This window comes from Cellvibrio sp. UBA7671 (assembly GCA_002483145.1).
GTDB lineage: Bacteria > Pseudomonadota > Gammaproteobacteria > Pseudomonadales > Cellvibrionaceae > Cellvibrio > Cellvibrio fibrivorans.
Genome location: DLHJ01000011.1, coordinates 18,008 through 35,635, shown reverse-complemented (window position 1 = coordinate 35,635; position 17,628 = coordinate 18,008). Strand labels below are relative to the sequence as shown.

The following is a 17,628-nucleotide window of genomic DNA, read 5'->3' as shown; positions in this document are numbered from 1 at the left end:
TTAAGCGATCTATGATTCCAAATAAAAAAATTGCTCTATTCATTTGCAAAGGAAAACCCTTCGATTAAATGACATATCTCATGTCCATTCGGCTCTTGGTTTGGCTTGTTTTTCCAGTCTTTCATTGCTTTTTTCATATGCTTTCGCAGTGCGCTCTGTTGGTTAAAACTTTGCTCTGTTTCTTGTAGCCTTTTTTCAAGAATTTGACGTACCAGAGGGCACGCCATCTTGCCCTTACTGGCTTCGCGAATGATTTCTTTAATATCATTCAGGGTGAAGCCTAGTTTCCGCGCACTCAGAATAAACTGCAGCCGCCTACGTTCTTCTTCACGATATTCTTTGTAATTATTGGCCGGGTTACGTTTTGGTTTGATCAATCCTATAAGCGTGTAATACCGGATAGTATCAGCGGAAATTGCCAATTCACGCGCCAGTTGAGCCACCCGCATACTTACTCCACATAATTTCTTCGACGTTTTTAATTTACTCCTTTCAACACTCTCGATCTTGATCAGGATCAAACCCAAGAGTTAAACCTAGGTTTAGATAGTGAATTCATTACATCCTAAATCTGTGTGCGGCTCACAGGTCAAGTGAACTTTTTATATTTGTCGTCAGATCGCGTATTTTTTTAATATTGCTAATAAGACTCTAGGGACGCCAAATGAATATTGAATTTGAATAGCAGTAGCTACCTTTACCTGTGGACGGTCTGTTCGCTATACAACATAGCAAGAGGAAGTAAGTTGGGCGGGCGGGTAAGCAGGGCCAAAGCTACTCGCGAAGCAAGTTCTTAAAGGAGGGAGTAAATTCGAAGCCGCGTAGGCGGCGCTAGAGAATCGAGGTATGTGTTTTTACATATCACTCATTCGTCCTGTTTGTCGGGATAGTCGCATAGCCTCATGCTCTTCCATCGCCAGTAGTGAACCAAGCAATGCCTTCGCCTCAGGAATGTCAGCCCTTTCTTCAATATCGCGATAAAGCTCAATAATTTGCTGGTGGTAATCAAAGACCTCTTGGCAGATATCGTCAAAACCAAGTTCCGCGTAGGGTGCATCGCAAGTCCGATGTGATTGGATAGGCTGGTGTGACAAGTAGTCGTAAATGTACGTTTTCATTACCTTGGACTCCGCCTGCGCTTCGAAGGCACTTACCATTTTTTCCATTTTGCCTTCATGCTCAGCCAGGTAATCAAGTAGTAATCGAGCACGCTCTTCTTCGTTTTTTGATGCGCAATGCGCAAGACATTTTGACAAATGCCCATGCAACTGACGGGTCCAGTCGATTAAGTCTGAGAAAGTTTTAATTTCCATGCCATGCACCTTATATGTTTACTTGACTATCTGGCTCATTTTCGAAGCTAAGAACATTCAGTGGATTATTTTTTTCCGTCTTCCATGCTGCGGTCGGTATCCCGATCTGGGCGCTTGTCTTCACCATGATTGTGCCCCCCGTGACCCTTGTGCATAAATAGATGCATCAACGGGCACAGCAAAATGATGAGATAAGGCAAATATGGCAGGGTGTGATTACCATGTTCTACTAACAAAAAATAGAGGGCGGCGCCAATCAGAGTGAGAGTCGCAAGCCCGTGTAGGCCAGACCAGTATCTAGGTGCATTTGCCATAACGATTTTTCCTATATCGACTCTGCGTTAAAAGTTTGAGAAGCTGGACTCAAGTGATGCACTAAACATTTTGGTACGGTAACTAGACTAGTCCGATTGTTTACGTGATTAGTTGATACAGATCAATCGTTCATGCGATGACAATCCATATCTGCCAATGGAGTGAAGACAAATACTTATCTTGCATTAGCGAACTATTTGTAAGGCAATCTCTGTACGTTGACCCACATAGACACCCCAACTTTCTGGCTAATTTTTTAAATATATCTAGTGGTGAGTACTTTCACCTTCCCCTCGGGTAGTCAATATCTGATATTGCTCCGGTGTTAATGATGGAAGCTTCTGAATAAATGCCACCATTGCCCAAATACGTTGGTCATCGTGTGTTGGCCCCCAAGCGGGCATACCGCTGGCTTTTATTCCATGTTTAATGATCCAGAATTGCCGGCGCGCGCTGTTGGTTTTGTTATCAAGCGGCAGCGATAAATTTGGCGGACTTGGATAAAGCCCAATACTCATATCACTTTGCGTGCGCCCCGGCTTTAAATGACACTGGGCACACATATCGTTGTAATCCGGCCCACCACTGAGGAGTAGTTGGGAATCGTTTAAATCAGGAACGTCAATTTCCGCAGCGGCGCGCGCAATGGATCGCTCACGCAAGGTTTCCAGCAGCCAATAAGTTGCTTTATTGTGTGGCACATCGGCGCCTATCGGGTATAGCCCTGCATTGACATAAGCATATGCTACGGCCAGTGCGGCAACACTAAGCAGGATGATCCATTTAATGGTTTTCATGTATCGTTCTCCAGATTAACAACGGATGTACAGCAAACACTGTCATCCGTGTCCAATAGCGATTTGTGGGTTGCCCACTCAGCTTAGTAAGCAACCCGCGCATTACCCATCAATGGGCACTGTGCCCTTCATGGCTTTCACTGGAGGTCGATTTGCTCTTATCCATTCCTTCCATGTCTCCGTGATTCATGCCTTCCATCTTCTCGTGATCCATTCCTTCCATGCCTTTGTGCGGATCGCTAACAGCAGATTTTGCACTGCATTTTTTCATCAGGGCCTGCATCACCGGATCATTCATATCCATCTTGGAGTGATCCATTTTTTTCATCGCATCACAATCGGGCGCTTCTGCCGTTTTGGCATGCTCTGCGGGATCATGAGCGAAGCTCGGAGCCACCATCAATGCACTAGACAAGATCAAGGCAGAGTTAAGAAGAAAAGTTTTCATTGTATGTTCCTCGGTAATTAAAGTTGTTTGACACTGTGTATTAAAACCATGCGCGAACACCGGCGACCCACTGGGTATCGCTGGTGGGCTCGCCATGATCACGGACAAAATCGGCGGTGTTGCCGAAGCTCTTCGTCCAATTCACACCGATGTAGGGCGCAAATTCGCGGCGAATTTCGTAACGCAACCGAAGGCCTGCCTGGCCATCAGATAAGCCTGAACCCGTCAGCCGGTGCATATCGTTTTGGCCATAAAAGTTCACCGAAACTTCCGGTGATAAAACTACTTTCTGGGTGAGCATCCATTCATACTCTGCTGATAAACGCGCGGCTGTATCCCCGGAATCCCCGATAAACAGTGCTGCATCTATTTCAAAGAAATACGGCGCCAACCCCTGGATACCAATCACACCCCATTCACGTTCAGGTGTTGGTTTCAGGTCTTGCCGTACACCAACTTGAACATCCCAGAAGGGTGCAATGGCACGGCTGTAAAGCGCTTGGATTTCGGCTTCCTCGGTTTCACCGTCCACTCGCTCTACATCGGTTTTGATCCAGAGTTTATGCAGGTCTTTACCGATCCAGCCCTGGGCTTCCAGTACATAGGGTTCAGCCTCGTCACTATCGCGCCACTCGAATTGGTCAATCATCACACGCGACAGCAATGGGTCATCCCCCTCGTGGGCAATCACGGGCATGCTGGATAACGCGGTTGCCCAGAGAGTCAGGGTCAGTTTTTTTGATAGGTTTTTCATAGCGTTCTCCTAAACGACCCTGACTTCACGCATCATGCCGGGCATGTGGTAAAGCAAATGACAGTGATATGCCCAACGGCCCTTGGCATCGGCAGTTACGAGGTAACTGATGCGCGAACCGGGTTGGACAAGGATGGTGTGTTTACGTGGGATATAGTGGGGATCACCGGTTTCCAATTCGCTCCACATTCCGTGCAAATGAATGGGATGCGTCATCATGGTGTCATTGACCAGAATGATGCGCACGCGCTCGCCAAAGCTCAGTTCCAGCGGCTTGGCATCGGCAAAATTGAGGCCGTTGATCGACCACATATAACGGCGCATGTTGCCGGTCAGGTGCAGCTCAATTTCCCGTGAGGGCTCACGTTTGTCGTAGGTGGGATGCAGGCCCCGGATGTCCGCGTAGGTCAATACACGGCGACCGTACAGTTTTTGGTGATCACGCAGTCCAATCCCCGGATCGGCCAAGCCGCTTTGAGGTGCGTCTGAACGCATATCCACGTGTGGGCCAAATTCCGTATCAACATGGCTTATCTTGGTGAGCGGATCAAAATTGCTGCCAAAACCAGCTTTGGCCAGACGCGATTTGCCGGTGTGCTGGCTGTGATCCATCTTCGACATATCGTGCCCGCTGTGATCCATCGCGCCCATGTCATGGCCGGAGTGATCCATACCTTCCATTGCGGGCTTGGAGTGCTGGCTATGGTCCATCTTCATGGCTGACATATCGTGCCCGCTATGGTCCATCGCGCCCATGTCATGACCGGAGTGATCCATACCTTCCATGGCGGGCTTCGAATGCTGGCTGTGATCCATCTTCATGGCCGACATATCGTGGCCGCTGTGATCCATCGCTCCCATGTTATGGCCGGAGTGAGCCATACCGCCCATGTCGTGTCCACTGTGATCCATACCAGACATATCCATCCCCATGTCGCGATGACCTAACCTGGGAGCCGGGTCCATCGCCGGTATCTCGGCCCGCAAGGCAATATCCGTGGTCAGGGTGCCACGGGCATAACCGGTACGGTCATTACTTTGGGCAAAGATGGTGTAGGCGCTATCAGCAGCGGGTTCCACGATGACATCGTAGGTTTCCGCTACCCCGATACGAAATTCATCGACCACGACCGGCTGGATATTCTGGCCGTCAGCAGCGACTACCGTCATTTTTAATCCCGGAATCCGCACATCGAAAATGCTCATCGCCGCGCCGTTGATAAAGCGCAGGCGTACTTTCTCGCCGGGTTTGCAGAGTCCCAACCAGCCTTGATCCGGTGTAACGCCGTTCATCAAGTAGGTGTAGGTATAACCGGTCACGTCCGATATATCAGTTTCGCTCATGCGCATCTGGCCCCACATGGCGCGCTCGTTCCAGGTAGCTGCGAACCCTTTGGTTTTGAGGTCACGCACCAGATCGCCAACCGTCCGCTCTCGGAAGTTGTAGTAGTGGCTCATCTTTTTCAGGGTGCCATAGACCTTTTCCGGTGCAGTGTCCGTCCAGTCAGACAGCAGCACGACCATATCCCGGTCATAAGTCACAGGATCGGGCTCTTTCGGCTCAATGACGATGGCGCCCATTAGGCCGGTTTGCTCCTGGAATCCAGAATGGCTGTGATACCAATAAGTGCCGCTTTGCTGTACATCAAACTCGTAGATAAAGGTCTCGCCGGGCTTTATGCCATCAAAGCTCATGCCCGGCACGCCATCCATTTCCGAGGGCAAAATGATGCCGTGCCAATGGATGGAGCTGTCGTGATCGAGTGTATTGGTTACCCGCAAAGTCACGCGTTCACCTTCTTTCCAGCGCAAGATGGGAGCGGGCAAGCTTTGGTTAACGGTTGTGGCGATCCGTTGTTTGCCGGTGAAGTTGACCTTCTGGAAGCCAATCGATAGATCGAACTGTTTTCCAGCCAAGGTCTGGGGGTCATTGTTTTGCAATGGTGTAGCGGCAAATAGCTGACCCGATAACGGTAACGCACCCAGTGCTACCAATGAGGAGGCACCGAGTACAAAGCGACGACGTGACTGGTCTGGTGGCAACATGTCCGGTACTACCGGATAGCGATCCGTTGCGCTGCTCAGCTCCGTTGGTATGTGTATCCCCGCTGTGCGGGTGTCGGGAATTTTCATGTCCATTCTCCTTAGAATGTTTGCGTCAAACTGGTGATGCGGATGTACACCTCGCTGCTGCCATCGCTTTTCAGCAAGAGCACATCGTAGGGTGTGAAGCGGTCGCCCATTTCCATGCCGGGGCTCCCCACCGGCATGCCGGGAACGGCCAAGCCTATGGCTCCTTCAGGCTTTTCGGCGAGGAAACGGGTAATGACCGGAGCTGGAATATGGCCCTCAAATACATACCCGTCAGGTGATATAGCGGTATGGCAGGACTGGTATTGGGGGCTAATCCGGTAGCGGTTTTTGATCGCGTTCAGATCATCGGGATGATGGATATTGGATTTCAGCCCATGGGATTGCAGGTGGGAAATCCATTCTTCACAACAACCGCACGTCGGGCTTTTATATACCTCTAACTGCGCGGGTTTAGCAGCAGTGGCTGTTGATGGGGTGGATGAGGCGTGTGATGTGTGGCTTATCAATAAAAACGTGATCGCCAGGCTACCGATAGCGCCTATAAAACGCTGGAAAACCATAAAAGCTCCAAAACAACGCGAAGGTTGTTAAACATCTACGGAGGGAGCTAATGTCACTCCCGCGAATACAATTGGATGATCTATACGCCAAATTTCAGGCGTAACTGTCCTGTATCAGCGGAAAATGGGGGGACGATAGAGGGATGAAATGGGCGAGCTGGGGATGTACTGGTGATACCCATTGGTATTCACTGAAGTGTCAGATTGGATTGCAAAAGCCACGCTATAGCTCAATGCCGGTGCCGAACAACTGCTGGAAGAGCAATGCCCCATGGTTTTGCAACAATCGTGAGTGGCTTTCATATCCATGGCCTTATTCTGGACATCCATTTTGCTCATATCGTGATGCATACCCATCATCGAATGATCCATGGATTCCATCTTATGACTGGTTGGCGCAACGTCCATAAACTGGCATGGCATAGCCACAACCGCCAACGATTGACCTAAAAAGACCAAGGTAAGCAGTGCGATTAACCAGATAAGGTGACGTCGTTTAATGACCATAAAAATGGATATCGTTTGAATACGGTTAAAAGCATAGTGCAATAGGGAGCATGGAGTCCAGCGGTATGACGGGGCGTGGTCGTGCAATCACAATATTTGCATTTTTGATTACCAACACTAAACAGCTCATTGTGCTGACATCATTTGAATCGGATGCGCATTTAACTCCACCGTGATATGCACGAGCTCTTCATGAATACTTAATTGTTGTTTGAAGTAATCTGGTTGGACATCACCGGTGGTAGCAAGAGAGAGGATACAGGCATATTTACCCTTGGCCACCCGCCACACGTGTAAATCAGTAATGTCAGCTTTGACAGGGCTTGCTGCAATCACTTCCCGAATTTCAGCCACTACCGGCGCGCCCATTTCCGCATCAAGCAACACACGCCCTGTATCCCGTAACAAACCATAGGCCCACACTGACACTAACACGGCACCCACAATGCCCATGAGCGGATCAAGCCAATCGGCCCCCCACAGTTTGCCACCCGTCAGCGCTACAATTGTCAGCACCGATGTAGCCGCATCAGCCAAAACATGCAAATAAGCCGAGCGCAAATTTAAGTCATGATGATGTTCGTGATCACCTGGCGAATGATGATGATCATGGTGGTCGTGATGATGGGCATGGTTATCTTTTAGCAACCATGCACAGATAAGGTTAACCAATAGGCCGACACCGGCAATCGCTATAGCGTGATCATAGTGAATAGGGGTTGGTGAAATCAGGCGCTCAACAGACTGGTACAGCATGAGGCCCGCCACACCCAACAGGAATATCGCACTGGTGTAACCACATAACACTTCGATTTTCCAGGTACCAAAGGAAAAGCGTGCATCCTGGGCGAGACGCCGAGCGGCTGCATAAGCAAACACCGATAGCCCCAGCGCCAAAGCATGGGAACTCATGTGCCAGCCATCCGCCAGCAACGCCATCGAGTTGTATACCCAGCCGCCGCTAATCTCGGCAACCATCATCACAATCGTCAGCAACAACGCCCAACGAATGTTTCGCTCCGCCAAGGGATTGCCATCATCAAAGGCATGCGAATGACGGAGGGTATCTATATCAACGGCGTGGGATTGCATTTAAAGTATCCTTTGGTCAGATTTAATATACTCCCCCCTAGTACATATGCATTCCCCTAAAGGTGTTCTATGGCTCATACCACTAAATCCAAAAATAAATTGCTTGGCCGCGTACGGCGCATCAAGGGCCAAGCAGAAGCATTGGAACTGGCGCTGACGCAAGAAACCGAGTGCGCAGCAATTCTTCAGCAAATATCAGCCATTCGCGGGGCGGTTAATGGGCTAATGACTGAGGTATTGGAGGGGCACCTCCGCGAACACCTGGGTTCAGATGATGCTTCCCCGCAGCAGCGGCAGGAAAATTTGGAGCAAGTGATATCGGTACTGCGAACTTATTTAAAGTAAGTACTTCTGGCGAGGTGGTGGATTACAGCGGTAATTGGCCATCTGTACCATTTTTATTGATCTTCCTGCCGCGTATGCAAACGCACGAGGCGCGCAGTTTGAATTTAAGTAATAGAGTGATGTTTTATTAATCCACCTACTCATTATGCACAGGTTTACGATGCGCCCCAAATTGGTAATTTTTGATTTGTATGGAACTCTCATCCAGTTTGGAGTGAAACATCATCCATTTCGCAAAGTGTTGCAGTGGGCGCGACAACAAGGCCGCTCACCCCGGCCGGGTGATGCCCGATTCTTGATGACGCGCCCGGAAGATCCGGCCGAGCTATTCTCAGCGATGGGGATTGTTCCACCGACACAGATGATCACACAGCTTGAGATTGACATTAAGCAAGAACTTGCCAGCTTGGCATTATTTGAGGACGTGATTCCCACAATACGCCAGTTATCGGATTGGCATATTCCCATAGCTGTATGCTCCAACCTCGCAAAACCCTATGGTGCAGTGCTCGAACAGTTGTTGCCTGATGTTCCACTCCTCAAATGCTTGAGCTATGACGTTGGTTATATAAAGCCTGAGCGAGAAATTTACCAATGGGTTGTAGATAGAGCGAAAGTGGATCCGGCTCAGTGTCTCTTCGTGGGCGACACCTTGTTGGCCGACTATGAAGGTCCAACTCAATTTGGTTTTCGCGCAAAGCATTTGATAAGAGGAACAAAATGCTCCACCGAAACGATTGGCTCTCTTGCTGACATTTTGGCGCTCAAGGAGATCGCATGTTAGCCCCCATTTATAAAGGAAGAAGTGCTGAGGAAATATTGAATGACCGCATCTATTTTGACTCAGTGGGCTATTTTTATAGAGCGATGTCCTGGATTGATTATTACCATCGACATAGAACATTTACTGCAATGATTTATGCATGCACCGATGCAAGGCTCGGGATTGAACATTTACTGTTTGAGGAATTGGTATTACTCGCAGATCCGGCGTTGCCCGACAACTTTTATAAAAAGTGCACAAGAGAAACGAACAAATTTCTCAAATTGATTAAGACGCTAAACCCTGATCATGAAAAGCTCAACCTTTTTTCAAAAGCACTGATTGAACTGGAGCCCGATGCGCCGCCGCTCATTTTTTGGGATCTATCCGAAATGTCAAAATATTGGGGGAAGTATTCGCACTACTTGCATTGGTTTGGCTCGCAAGACCGAACTACAGGCGAGCAGTCCTGGGTTGAGGAGGCTGCGAAGGAGATATCAGGAATTACCGAAAAGATTTGGATGAAAATGGCGTCTGGAAACAGAGGCGTTATGCCGGTGTCGGGGATGACACCTGAAACACAGGCGATTTGGGAAGACTTTAAAAATGCAAAAATCAATTACAGCGATATTAGACCCCGGTTGCAATATTAATTGCGGGTCTTGGTGAAACGGAAATCTTGGATAACAGGGTAAAAGGCAAAAAATGGATCAATTGGCTTTCAAGTTTCCAGACTACACCATACTCATTCTTGACCAACTAAGGCAAGCTGATTGGTTCGCCCATTGCCTGCAAGTGGACACCGAAGATGATATCTATAACCCGGCGCTGTATCTGTATCATAATCACATAAACGGCATCGCCTATCATTTAATTTTCGATCTAAATATTTATCAGTATGTACTGAGCGCCTATAAAAAGACTGATAAGAAGCAGATCCACAGGGACGCAATTGCGTTAATGGTGTTTTGTAAGTTCACCGATATCCTGGTGGATCCAACTTTCGCCATCTATGAAAAAATTAATTATCAAAATGATTTTTCTGATGAAATTCTTGAGGATTTGATCCTTTTCAGGCAGCTCGATAATGCCGACATGGACCAGCTTGCCCAGTTCGCCCTTGGGCATACAGATCTAATCGCGTTACCGGGTCCGCCAGAAACCGATAAGGGGCAACTTCGACACGAATTGACTAAATACCATCGTTTAAAAAAATGGGACACGCTGTACCTGATAGTGTTAAAAATTACCTGCCTTTGCCATTGCGATTCTGCGCCAACACATCAAAAAGTGCAGAAACTGCTTGATTGGTGTCATCAGTATTTTCTATTTAGCCTGGCTGCCACGAGCTTTGCGATAAGCCTGTTTGCTGCCTCATCGAGTTTGATGAAATATAAACCTGCCGCACCTCAACAGGATCGGAAAAAAGCATTAATGAATATGACGTGGGATTTATTTTACGTCGATAAGTTTTTTGAAAAATGGGTCGCAAAAGATGGCGCTGTGGAATCCATCTACGCCACCAATGATGGACCGCTTAAAGAAGTTCTGTACAGAGCAATCTCCTTGCAACTACAGCCTGATGCCTCGCAGTTTGCAGATGACTTACCAGACAAACTGATAAAGGTCATAGCGGCGATTTCAGAACGAATGGTTGATGAAAAAGGACGTAACCTGCGAAAGGGTATGGACTTCAAAACTTATCGAGACGCATTAATTTCGGAGCTTGAAATAGTATTGCACGTCCGATGATGCCGTTCTAAAAGTGGCGGCCAAACTTAGGGTAGAAGACGATACTCATCGAGATTGATTGCTTCTACGGGGTGTCCATATGATAATTGGTTCGCGGGGCGACTGACCAGATGAGATTGAGCGCCCCCCTGCATTGAAAATTGACCCACCCTGGATGGTTTATTTTACGGGATTTAATTCAAGAGGAACTGGATCTTGTAGATGAAGCTCACATGGGAAAAAATAATTGGGATTCGATGTTTATTGCCGGATTGTTGCATCAAGACGTATTAGTCTGGTTATCTGATAGATTTAATCAACAAGGACGCATGGAGGATGCTCCTTTATGTCCGCAGTAAAACTCAGGCGTACTTATACATAATTCGCACGTTTCATATTGGCAAACGTGGAGTATTCAGCCTGAAAGTTGTAGCTTTGATTACACAATATTAATTTCGAAATTAGAAAATTGTTTAAAACTGACCCGGTGGTCGATGTTTGGAGAGAAATCGAAGGTAACACTTCCAGTCTTCATGGCCGTAACTAGCTGAACTATAGAGAATCCCTGGTGCTGGATTCCAGCTCTAGATATGGGCTTCTTGGGCACTCCAATGCGAGCCTTGAGGCTCAAATCGCGAATAAATTTTTCACAGTGATTTTTGTCGATTACCCAGTCCCGATTAAGGCGGTTTGGCTTTTGAATTGCGGTTAGTATTTGGCTATCCAATAATTGCCTGAGCTGATGTCTTGTAATTTCCAGTTCATGGCACGCCTCGTTCATAGTCCAGTTTGACCCAAGTTCGGTGGCCAACGCATCTGCTTCATCAAGCAAGTAATGAGCTTTCCCTTTAAAAATTACCCTTGATAAGCGTTTCATAATTACATAACTATCAATACGTTCCGGTCGGCAGCCGATGACAACAGCTGCTTTTTTTTTGGAAATGATATTGCGCGAGGCGATTGACGACGTGATCCTAGTGACGCGCTGACTATCCAGTACCCCGGGCCAATACGTAGCCACGTAACGATCAAATTCTTCCTTGATAACTGCAATGCCTTGGTTGAGTCGCCTTCTATGTAGCTGCTCGTAAAGATCTCTATAATGTTTATTGATTCCAGCGATGCCCCTTTTACTCATCGGATTATCAATGAATTGAGAAAGTAAAGAATAAAATGCATCTGGCCAATTCCTTAACAAATTCCATATGGCTGTGTAATGTTGAGCGAGTTCAATATTTTCCATCCTGTTGGGATTAAAATTATCCCCTACCAGTCTCGCTGAATAATGTGCAAGAAAATTTATCAACGTCAATGACTCCCGGAATGTTAAACCTCGAACTATCTTTGGAATCTCCACTGTATGGACGGTATTCGATAATAGGCTATTAACGTAAGCATTGAATTGAAAAACAGATGAGCCGAATTTTTGGTGAGGCGCTAGAATAGGCTCATGGTTAGTATCGAAACTATCAAGCCTTGGGCGATACCAACTCAATCGTTTTCCCGTATCTTCTTGCACATCTACCAATAATTTCTGGTGTTTATTACAAGCGACAACCGGTAAAAACGACCAATAATATTTGCAATAACCCAGTTCCTGTAGACAGTCTGGACACAATTTTGGGTGTTTGACCAATATATAGGGGGAATCTATCACGCGTCTAAAACTCCGATACACTTCAGCGGTTGGTGCAAAGGAAACTTTTAAGTCTAACTGCAAAAAATGCGACGACAAATCAAATTCGCCCGTTAAAATCTGATGTACCGGGACCCTAGCGTTTTTCCACTTAAGCCCAGCGAAATCCAGGAGTTTCCCTATGTGGCTAAAACCATTGTGTTGAGAAATACGGATAAGATAACTAACCTGACATTCATCAGAGAAAGGCGCGGGCCTGAATAAAAGTTTACCCATCTGTCCCTCCCTAATCATCTTCATTCATCTATTGATCGGCTGTCTATCAAAAAGGCAATCACCCGTCATTTCAATAAATTTTTCGTAGTCAACTCGTTGCTGATCGATATGCCCCGGTAGCTCTGTAGTTCCAATTACAATCCGTCCATTTCGCGATATTGATTCCAATTGAGAATCGGACAAAATTCTCGACTCTAGAATAAATTTGCAGAGGATCCTGTCTGACACCCTGCTAAGATTCACCCTTCGAAACGCATTCTTTTGAGAAATTTCATCTGCAAAAGTAAGCTCATCTTTTATAAAAAAATGTTGGTTAATTCCGTAAAGATATGAGTAAAAAACAGGATTAATAAAATAGGCTTCTGATAATACCCAGCTTTTTACATCAGGATAATACATCAAGTACGATCTTTGAATACAGACTAAAACAGCCGTCTTAATGAATAACGAAAACTCAGTCTTACATCCAATGAGCTTTTCCGTCATTTTCTCTAGACGATTAGAAATTGCTAAGCCTGCAATGGATTCAAGAGTGACGAAATCAAATATATCCATACTAACAAACGAGAATGAAAACCTTTCATTTAGAAATCTAATCACCCTTTTCCACAAAGTTATTTCTAGCTCAATAATGTAATTTTCACGTTGCAAATTTTCAAAATTAAATGTTTTTAAAGGATTATTTCTAAGAATTGCAGATACGTATGAACAGCTTATGGATCTTCGGTCCAATGTAGCGACATATTCCGTCGTACCTGTCAACGTTGGACTGTTGTAGAGAATATTGTCGACAACTACAAGTCTTACATTATGCTTGTGGCAGATTTTATACTCTTGATATCGCCAATAAAATTTTCTATATGGATTTTCACCCCAACAACCCACGCATACTTTGTTAGGCTGACTGACTCTGTAAGCATCCAGATTCAACTCTGAATAAACAAGGGATCGTCGTATTATGAACTCCAAAGCGATTCTACATTTATACCAACGAATATAGAATGGATATCTAGCTTCGAACTCTTTGCTGTCTGGATCCGGATTTTTTTCCTGGCAATCATCGGGATGCAGATTGTTGTATATTTTTGATAAGAAGCGCATGAAATCCGCGCTGTCTTTAAAGCCGTTCCAACAGGATAATCGCGCAAGGTAATCGGGAAAGCACTCATCCGGAAATTTATCCGCTCTGTATAGTAGCTTCACCTGCACACCCTGATCGATTTCGAGCAGATCTAACTTCTCACCAAAGTTCTGCATCTGTAAAACTCTAATAATAAAAATAGGTTCGGGTCTCACGAACATATTCTAATTGAGGAATACTGAAAAAAATCAACCTACATTTACCATCGGTTTCCACTTTTTTGCATCTGATGCTCACTCAGCCTGTCAGACAAAATACTTTATTTTCCTTTGATACACCGTAAGTCACAAATTGTGCATCAATAATTGCGTTTTTATTTGCGCGATACCCGAAGTGCCAATCAGAATTAACCACCAGCTCATTTAGAACAAGCTTATCAATACTTACTAAAAATGAATTAAATTCATCGTCGACTCCATAGCTGCGGAGGACATTTGCAAATAATTCGATGTCAACCTTTCTGTCCTCCATCTCTGACATCATAAATGCCTCGCTTATGAGCTCTGCCGTGAGAGACAGATTTCCATTGGTCGCGGCGAAGCATCTCAATGCCATTGCGGTACCTGAAATATCAAGGTCGGACGAAAGACCATAAGCATTAGCCAACAGCTTCAATAGCCTTCTATAGTCGTCCCGGTCTTTTTTGTTGCTTACTCGGTAAGGCGGGAATACGCGTCGATACGCTATGCGGCGCTTCAACTGACGATTAGAGTCAACAAGGTATTTGCTCCATGGCATACCCATGAAAACTATAGGAATTTCCGTGTCTTTAATAAGATCTTTGAACAAATCGGCTATTCCTACTACTACTTGTGCGCTACGACGCTCAATGATTACTTGAATCTCATCGAGAATGAACAGTTCTACACACGTGGTCCGAATCAAGTTAATCAACCGATCGTAGAGCTCAACTTTATTTTTCGCACCACGCCCCATCTGAGGATCACCCAGACCTATCAAAAGGGATTTTAAAAATTCCTCTACATTAGATACTGATCTCAACTCGAAATGTAAAACAGGTATATAAGTTCTTTCCAACTGCTCAATGATAGGATTCATTTTCACATAGTGCTTTGCCAGTTCGCTCTTGCCGCTGCCGGACTCGCCGGTTAACAGTAAGCATGACGCAACTCCGTAACGTTTTTTTTTGAGCCTAAGGGTATCGAATAAGTCAAGCACTTCCGTGTGAAATGGACTCTTGATAAAGGGGCGTTCACTCGGGGGACTGTTCATTATTCTACGCTCCACCCGTCAAAGCTAAGTTCATCGTCCAACAAGTCGACACTCACTTTTGCAACTCGTCTGGAGTTATCGACGACTAACTTAAGATCGTTAACTCCTACCTTTTGTGATCTAGCAGCTTTAGATGCTGTAACTTGCGTTTTCCTGCGGGAATTGCGCGCGTGTAACTCGTCACGCTCGCGTGCCAGCTTAACTCTGGCGCGCTGATAGTCAGGCCTTTCCATTTTTGATTTAGCGGTGGACTTTGCAGCGGCTCTGATCTTGTTATGTTCATATAGAGAGACGCCTGAAACGTACTCGTACTCGTCAGATTCAATTTTCAAATAAACTTTATTGACCTCATCGAGAACCAGAATGTACCCAAGATCGAAATAATTCGACTTAACAGTTATAGTGGCAGGACCGTCCCGTCTATATAAATCTTTCAGCAAATCTGAATTGTAATCCAGATTATTAATTCGTATCCCGCCTTTGCCCAGTTCCCGCGAGTCTGTGGCCATAAGAATTGGTGCGAGATCCATCTCGTCCTCTACGGGAACCGGGAAGCTTTCTTCAGACGACAGCCACAATTCGTTAGGCGTCATTCCACATTCCAATGGGGTGTTATGGTAGACAGTCGTTAGCCAAGTGAAGAAGTAGCGTTTAAACTCAGAAAAAGTAAGAGTAGCCTCTTGCCGTGCATCATACTCTTCGCCACATTTATCGTGCTTGCGGACCACACCCGGCAAATCATCCAATACCAGGGAATTCACTATCCCATTGAATCGCTCAACCCGGCTTTTATAATTACCTTTTCGGACTGGACAGTATTGAAATACTGATCCAATTTCGTCCGCAACCGCTCTGAAATTTTTACCCCAAAACTCCATCGCGTTGTCTGAAACCAACGTTGTAGGGATTCCATGAGCCAGCCAGTCAGCCTCAATCGCCAGATTTTTCATCATCGAATCTTTTGGTAGGAACGCATTCATGCAAGCCATACATACGGATGCAAATGACGGCTTTTCAAAAGAGAGCTGGCAACCAAGGACCATGTGAGAGTAATGATCGATCAGAACCGTAATACTTGGGCGGCCTAAGAGCGTCTTGAGTTCATCATGAAGTACATGAATATCTAGTAAGGTATGGTCTATTTCGACCCGTTCTAACACTCGACTTGTTTCAATTCCGCTATGTGCGCCAGCAAGTTCGGCCTGGAGTGCACGGCTCCCGCGTCTGGACTTTGTTTTATGTTGGTAGGACACATTGAGAATTCGTGACTGTACGGTGCAGTAAGTGGGGGCAATTTGAAGGTCATGTGGGTTATCCAAATTGTGAGCAATTACCTTCTCTACAACGTTTCGGTGGATGGATGCCATTGTCGGTCTGCTTTGATGATGAAAACGTTTAGCAGCTTCATTGATGATCTCCAATACCTTTGCACTCACTTTAGGTTCGAAAAAACCTTTTGATCGATGGTTAGGATAAAGCCCTCGCATTTTCATCCCAGCCTCGACAAAGCTTCTGTACCACGATCTGACGGTTTGCCAATGAGGTGGTTTTTCACCTAGCTCCTGCGCAACAGCCGAAATAGTTTTGCAAGCACGCTTTTCCGTAATTTTATTAATTTTCTGTTCTTGCAATTTTTGTATATATTTAAACCTTCGATTTGTTTCGAGCTGTTCTTTTTCGGTGAGATCTGAAAATTTCAAGTCACCTAAATGTCTTGAGTCTGCTAGAAATTTAACGTCCCCAGCCGCATGGATTTCATTAAGCTCTGATCTACTTAGTCGAAGAGTTGAACCTTTGACTATATCAGCTAATACGATTTCACTTTTACCGATTGCACGCACAATCGCCCTACTGAAAGGGGTTCCATCTTTAAATTCGGCGATAACACCTTCGACCCATAACTCAACAGACATCGAATTCCACCTCCGTCATCATGCTTAATTCTTCTGAATTTATGTCGAACCGTAAGTACCCTAGGGCCAGCCAAGTATAAATTTCTCGAAGGCTAATTTGATTTTCTAACTCACTTATCAAACGGGACAATGGCATCGAAACACGGTGGATTTCGGCGAACTGATGCAAGTTCCTCATATCGATCGTGGGACGTTTCCTGTACTGATACAGTTTTTCGTAATTGGATAAGAGTGGCTGCCTAAGAATTTCCGTCTCATTTACAAGTAGGAACTTCGTAAGAGTTTTTTCGAGTGACAATTCGAAACGGGAGAAGAGGAGTTGATAATGCTCTGAACTTGCGCGATGAGACGGTTTAACTTCTACATATTTCCGCTGACCACAAATGTAATGAACTTCAAAGTCCGGGGTATACCTATTTTCCTCACTTTCACTAGGGATAGCGAAAGTCCTAGGCTGGGGGATATAGGTTTCGACCGTAGAATCAAATTCGAGGTGAAGACAATACTTAGACTCTAAGATCGATTCCACTAGGATGGTTTTACCGCCATTTGCTTTGATCGCTGGGAAGCGAACAATATTCTTGACGGCTGACATTTTGAGCTTGCGGGCGGGAATATTCATTTCGAGCATTTCCTAAGCATCCTTGCTCAAAATATACTCTACTTTATAATTTTATCCTATAAATTTATAACCTTATCCTATAAATTTA

At 45.7% G+C, this 17,628-nt stretch carries 19 protein-coding genes; 4 read left to right on the top strand and 15 right to left on the bottom strand.

Translation table 11 applies throughout. The annotated features are described in order from the left end of the window. Positions 1-35: 35 nt before the first annotated feature. The 10 genes from B4E62_RS08380 to dmeF form a co-directional block, all read right to left on the bottom strand. Positions 36-449 (bottom strand): MerR family transcriptional regulator, encoded by a 414-nt coding sequence (locus B4E62_RS08380; protein WP_310071409.1) that lies wholly within the window; start codon positions 447-449, stop codon positions 36-38. 405 nt (positions 450-854) lie between these two features. Continuing rightward, positions 855-1,313, bottom strand: coding sequence for an ATPase (locus tag B4E62_RS08375; protein WP_310071406.1), 459 nt, complete (start codon positions 1,311-1,313; stop codon positions 855-857). A gap of 65 nt (positions 1,314-1,378) precedes the next feature. After that, positions 1,379-1,627 carry a DUF2933 domain-containing protein gene (locus tag B4E62_RS08370; protein ID WP_310071404.1) on the bottom strand — a complete coding sequence of 83 codons (249 nt, stop codon included), beginning with the start codon at positions 1,625-1,627 and terminating at the stop codon, positions 1,379-1,381. 267 nt (positions 1,628-1,894) lie between these two features. Beyond that, on the bottom strand, positions 1,895-2,425 hold the full coding sequence (locus B4E62_RS08365; protein WP_310071401.1) for a cytochrome c: 531 nt from the start codon (positions 2,423-2,425) through the stop codon (positions 1,895-1,897). A 109-nt stretch (positions 2,426-2,534) separates the two neighbouring features. Continuing rightward, positions 2,535-2,825, bottom strand: coding sequence for a hypothetical protein (locus tag B4E62_RS08360; protein WP_310072523.1), 291 nt, complete (start codon positions 2,823-2,825; stop codon positions 2,535-2,537). An 88-nt stretch (positions 2,826-2,913) separates the two neighbouring features. Beyond that, positions 2,914-3,627, bottom strand: a complete 714-nt coding sequence (locus tag B4E62_RS08355) for a copper resistance protein B (protein WP_310071398.1) — start codon at positions 3,625-3,627, stop codon at positions 2,914-2,916. A 9-nt stretch (positions 3,628-3,636) separates the two neighbouring features. Next, entirely contained in the window at positions 3,637-5,760 is a 2,124-nt protein-coding gene (locus B4E62_RS08350) for a copper resistance system multicopper oxidase (RefSeq protein ID WP_310071395.1), read from the bottom strand. 11 nt (positions 5,761-5,771) lie between these two features. Beyond that, on the bottom strand, positions 5,772-6,281 hold the full coding sequence (locus B4E62_RS08345; RefSeq protein WP_310071393.1) for a DUF411 domain-containing protein: 510 nt from the start codon (positions 6,279-6,281) through the stop codon (positions 5,772-5,774). Between the two features lie 114 nt (positions 6,282-6,395). Next, positions 6,396-6,788, bottom strand: coding sequence for a hypothetical protein (locus tag B4E62_RS08340; RefSeq protein WP_310071390.1), 393 nt, complete (start codon positions 6,786-6,788; stop codon positions 6,396-6,398). 126 nt (positions 6,789-6,914) lie between these two features. Then, positions 6,915-7,880 carry a CDF family Co(II)/Ni(II) efflux transporter DmeF gene (gene dmeF, locus B4E62_RS08335; protein ID WP_310071387.1) on the bottom strand — a complete coding sequence of 322 codons (966 nt, stop codon included), beginning with the start codon at positions 7,878-7,880 and terminating at the stop codon, positions 6,915-6,917. Between the two features lie 69 nt (positions 7,881-7,949). Here dmeF and B4E62_RS08330 point away from each other — a divergent pair, with 69 nt between their 5' ends. From B4E62_RS08330 to B4E62_RS08315, 4 genes are all read left to right on the top strand, one after another. After that, positions 7,950-8,225 (top strand): metal/formaldehyde-sensitive transcriptional repressor, encoded by a 276-nt coding sequence (locus tag B4E62_RS08330; RefSeq protein ID WP_310071384.1) that lies wholly within the window; start codon positions 7,950-7,952, stop codon positions 8,223-8,225. Between the two features lie 160 nt (positions 8,226-8,385). Beyond that, complete coding sequence (locus B4E62_RS08325; RefSeq protein WP_310071382.1) at positions 8,386-9,009, top strand: HAD family hydrolase; 624 nt, start codon at positions 8,386-8,388, stop codon at positions 9,007-9,009. Beyond that, positions 9,003-9,641 carry a hypothetical protein gene (locus tag B4E62_RS08320; protein WP_331351750.1) on the top strand — a complete coding sequence of 213 codons (639 nt, stop codon included), beginning with the start codon at positions 9,003-9,005 and terminating at the stop codon, positions 9,639-9,641. Before B4E62_RS08325 ends, B4E62_RS08320 begins: the two co-directional genes overlap by 7 nt. A 52-nt stretch (positions 9,642-9,693) precedes the next feature. Beyond that, positions 9,694-10,740 carry a hypothetical protein gene (locus tag B4E62_RS08315; RefSeq protein ID WP_310071377.1) on the top strand — a complete coding sequence of 349 codons (1,047 nt, stop codon included), beginning with the start codon at positions 9,694-9,696 and terminating at the stop codon, positions 10,738-10,740. Positions 10,741-11,158: 418 nt separating this feature from the next. Here B4E62_RS08315 and B4E62_RS08310 read toward each other — a convergent pair whose 3' ends face one another. From B4E62_RS08310 to B4E62_RS08290, 5 genes are all read right to left on the bottom strand, one after another. Beyond that, positions 11,159-12,631, bottom strand: a complete 1,473-nt coding sequence (locus tag B4E62_RS08310) for a TniQ family protein (RefSeq protein WP_331351749.1) — start codon at positions 12,629-12,631, stop codon at positions 11,159-11,161. 24 nt (positions 12,632-12,655) lie between these two features. Further along, positions 12,656-13,888, bottom strand: coding sequence for a hypothetical protein (locus B4E62_RS08305; RefSeq protein ID WP_331351748.1), 1,233 nt, complete (start codon positions 13,886-13,888; stop codon positions 12,656-12,658). A 121-nt stretch (positions 13,889-14,009) separates the two neighbouring features. Continuing rightward, positions 14,010-15,005: a TniB family NTP-binding protein gene (locus B4E62_RS08300; RefSeq protein ID WP_310071367.1), complete on the bottom strand. Its 996-nt coding sequence runs from the start codon at positions 15,003-15,005 to the stop codon at positions 14,010-14,012. Continuing rightward, positions 15,005-16,918: a Mu transposase C-terminal domain-containing protein gene (locus B4E62_RS08295; protein WP_331351747.1), complete on the bottom strand. Its 1,914-nt coding sequence runs from the start codon at positions 16,916-16,918 to the stop codon at positions 15,005-15,007. Before B4E62_RS08295 ends, B4E62_RS08300 begins: the two co-directional genes overlap by 1 nt. Then, entirely contained in the window at positions 16,908-17,549 is a 642-nt protein-coding gene (locus B4E62_RS08290; protein ID WP_331351746.1) for a hypothetical protein, read from the bottom strand. The genes B4E62_RS08295 and B4E62_RS08290 overlap by 11 nt, the downstream gene beginning before the upstream one ends. Positions 17,550-17,628: the final 79 nt, after the last annotated feature.

Bases quoted from the DNA above. Each gene is read 5' to 3' on its own strand.
- B4E62_RS08290 (WP_331351746.1), bottom strand. From the start codon at position 17,549: ATGCTCGAAATGAATATTCCCGCCCGCAAGCTCAAAATGTCAGCCGTC.
- B4E62_RS08315 (WP_310071377.1), top strand. From the start codon at position 9,694: ATGGATCAATTGGCTTTCAAGTTTCCAGACTACACCATACTCATTCTT.
- B4E62_RS08360 (WP_310072523.1), bottom strand. From the start codon at position 2,825: ATGGTGGCTCCGAGCTTCGCTCATGATCCCGCAGAGCATGCCAAAACG.
- B4E62_RS08325 (WP_310071382.1), top strand. From the start codon at position 8,386: ATGCGCCCCAAATTGGTAATTTTTGATTTGTATGGAACTCTCATCCAG.
- B4E62_RS08375 (WP_310071406.1), bottom strand. From the start codon at position 1,313: ATGGAAATTAAAACTTTCTCAGACTTAATCGACTGGACCCGTCAGTTG.
- B4E62_RS08310 (WP_331351749.1), bottom strand. From the start codon at position 12,631: ATGGGTAAACTTTTATTCAGGCCCGCGCCTTTCTCTGATGAATGTCAG.
- B4E62_RS08370 (WP_310071404.1), bottom strand. From the start codon at position 1,627: ATGGCAAATGCACCTAGATACTGGTCTGGCCTACACGGGCTTGCGACT.
- B4E62_RS08345 (WP_310071393.1), bottom strand. From the start codon at position 6,281: ATGGTTTTCCAGCGTTTTATAGGCGCTATCGGTAGCCTGGCGATCACG.
- B4E62_RS08305 (WP_331351748.1), bottom strand. From the start codon at position 13,888: ATGCAGAACTTTGGTGAGAAGTTAGATCTGCTCGAAATCGATCAGGGT.
- B4E62_RS08330 (WP_310071384.1), top strand. From the start codon at position 7,950: ATGGCTCATACCACTAAATCCAAAAATAAATTGCTTGGCCGCGTACGG.
- B4E62_RS08340 (WP_310071390.1), bottom strand. From the start codon at position 6,788: ATGGTCATTAAACGACGTCACCTTATCTGGTTAATCGCACTGCTTACC.
- B4E62_RS08355 (WP_310071398.1), bottom strand. From the start codon at position 3,627: ATGAAAAACCTATCAAAAAAACTGACCCTGACTCTCTGGGCAACCGCG.
- B4E62_RS08295 (WP_331351747.1), bottom strand. From the start codon at position 16,918: ATGTCTGTTGAGTTATGGGTCGAAGGTGTTATCGCCGAATTTAAAGAT.
- B4E62_RS08350 (WP_310071395.1), bottom strand. From the start codon at position 5,760: ATGAAAATTCCCGACACCCGCACAGCGGGGATACACATACCAACGGAG.
- B4E62_RS08365 (WP_310071401.1), bottom strand. From the start codon at position 2,425: ATGAAAACCATTAAATGGATCATCCTGCTTAGTGTTGCCGCACTGGCC.
- B4E62_RS08300 (WP_310071367.1), bottom strand. From the start codon at position 15,005: ATGAACAGTCCCCCGAGTGAACGCCCCTTTATCAAGAGTCCATTTCAC.
- B4E62_RS08380 (WP_310071409.1), bottom strand. From the start codon at position 449: ATGCGGGTGGCTCAACTGGCGCGTGAATTGGCAATTTCCGCTGATACT.
- dmeF (WP_310071387.1), bottom strand. From the start codon at position 7,880: ATGCAATCCCACGCCGTTGATATAGATACCCTCCGTCATTCGCATGCC.
- B4E62_RS08320 (WP_331351750.1), top strand. From the start codon at position 9,003: ATGTTAGCCCCCATTTATAAAGGAAGAAGTGCTGAGGAAATATTGAAT.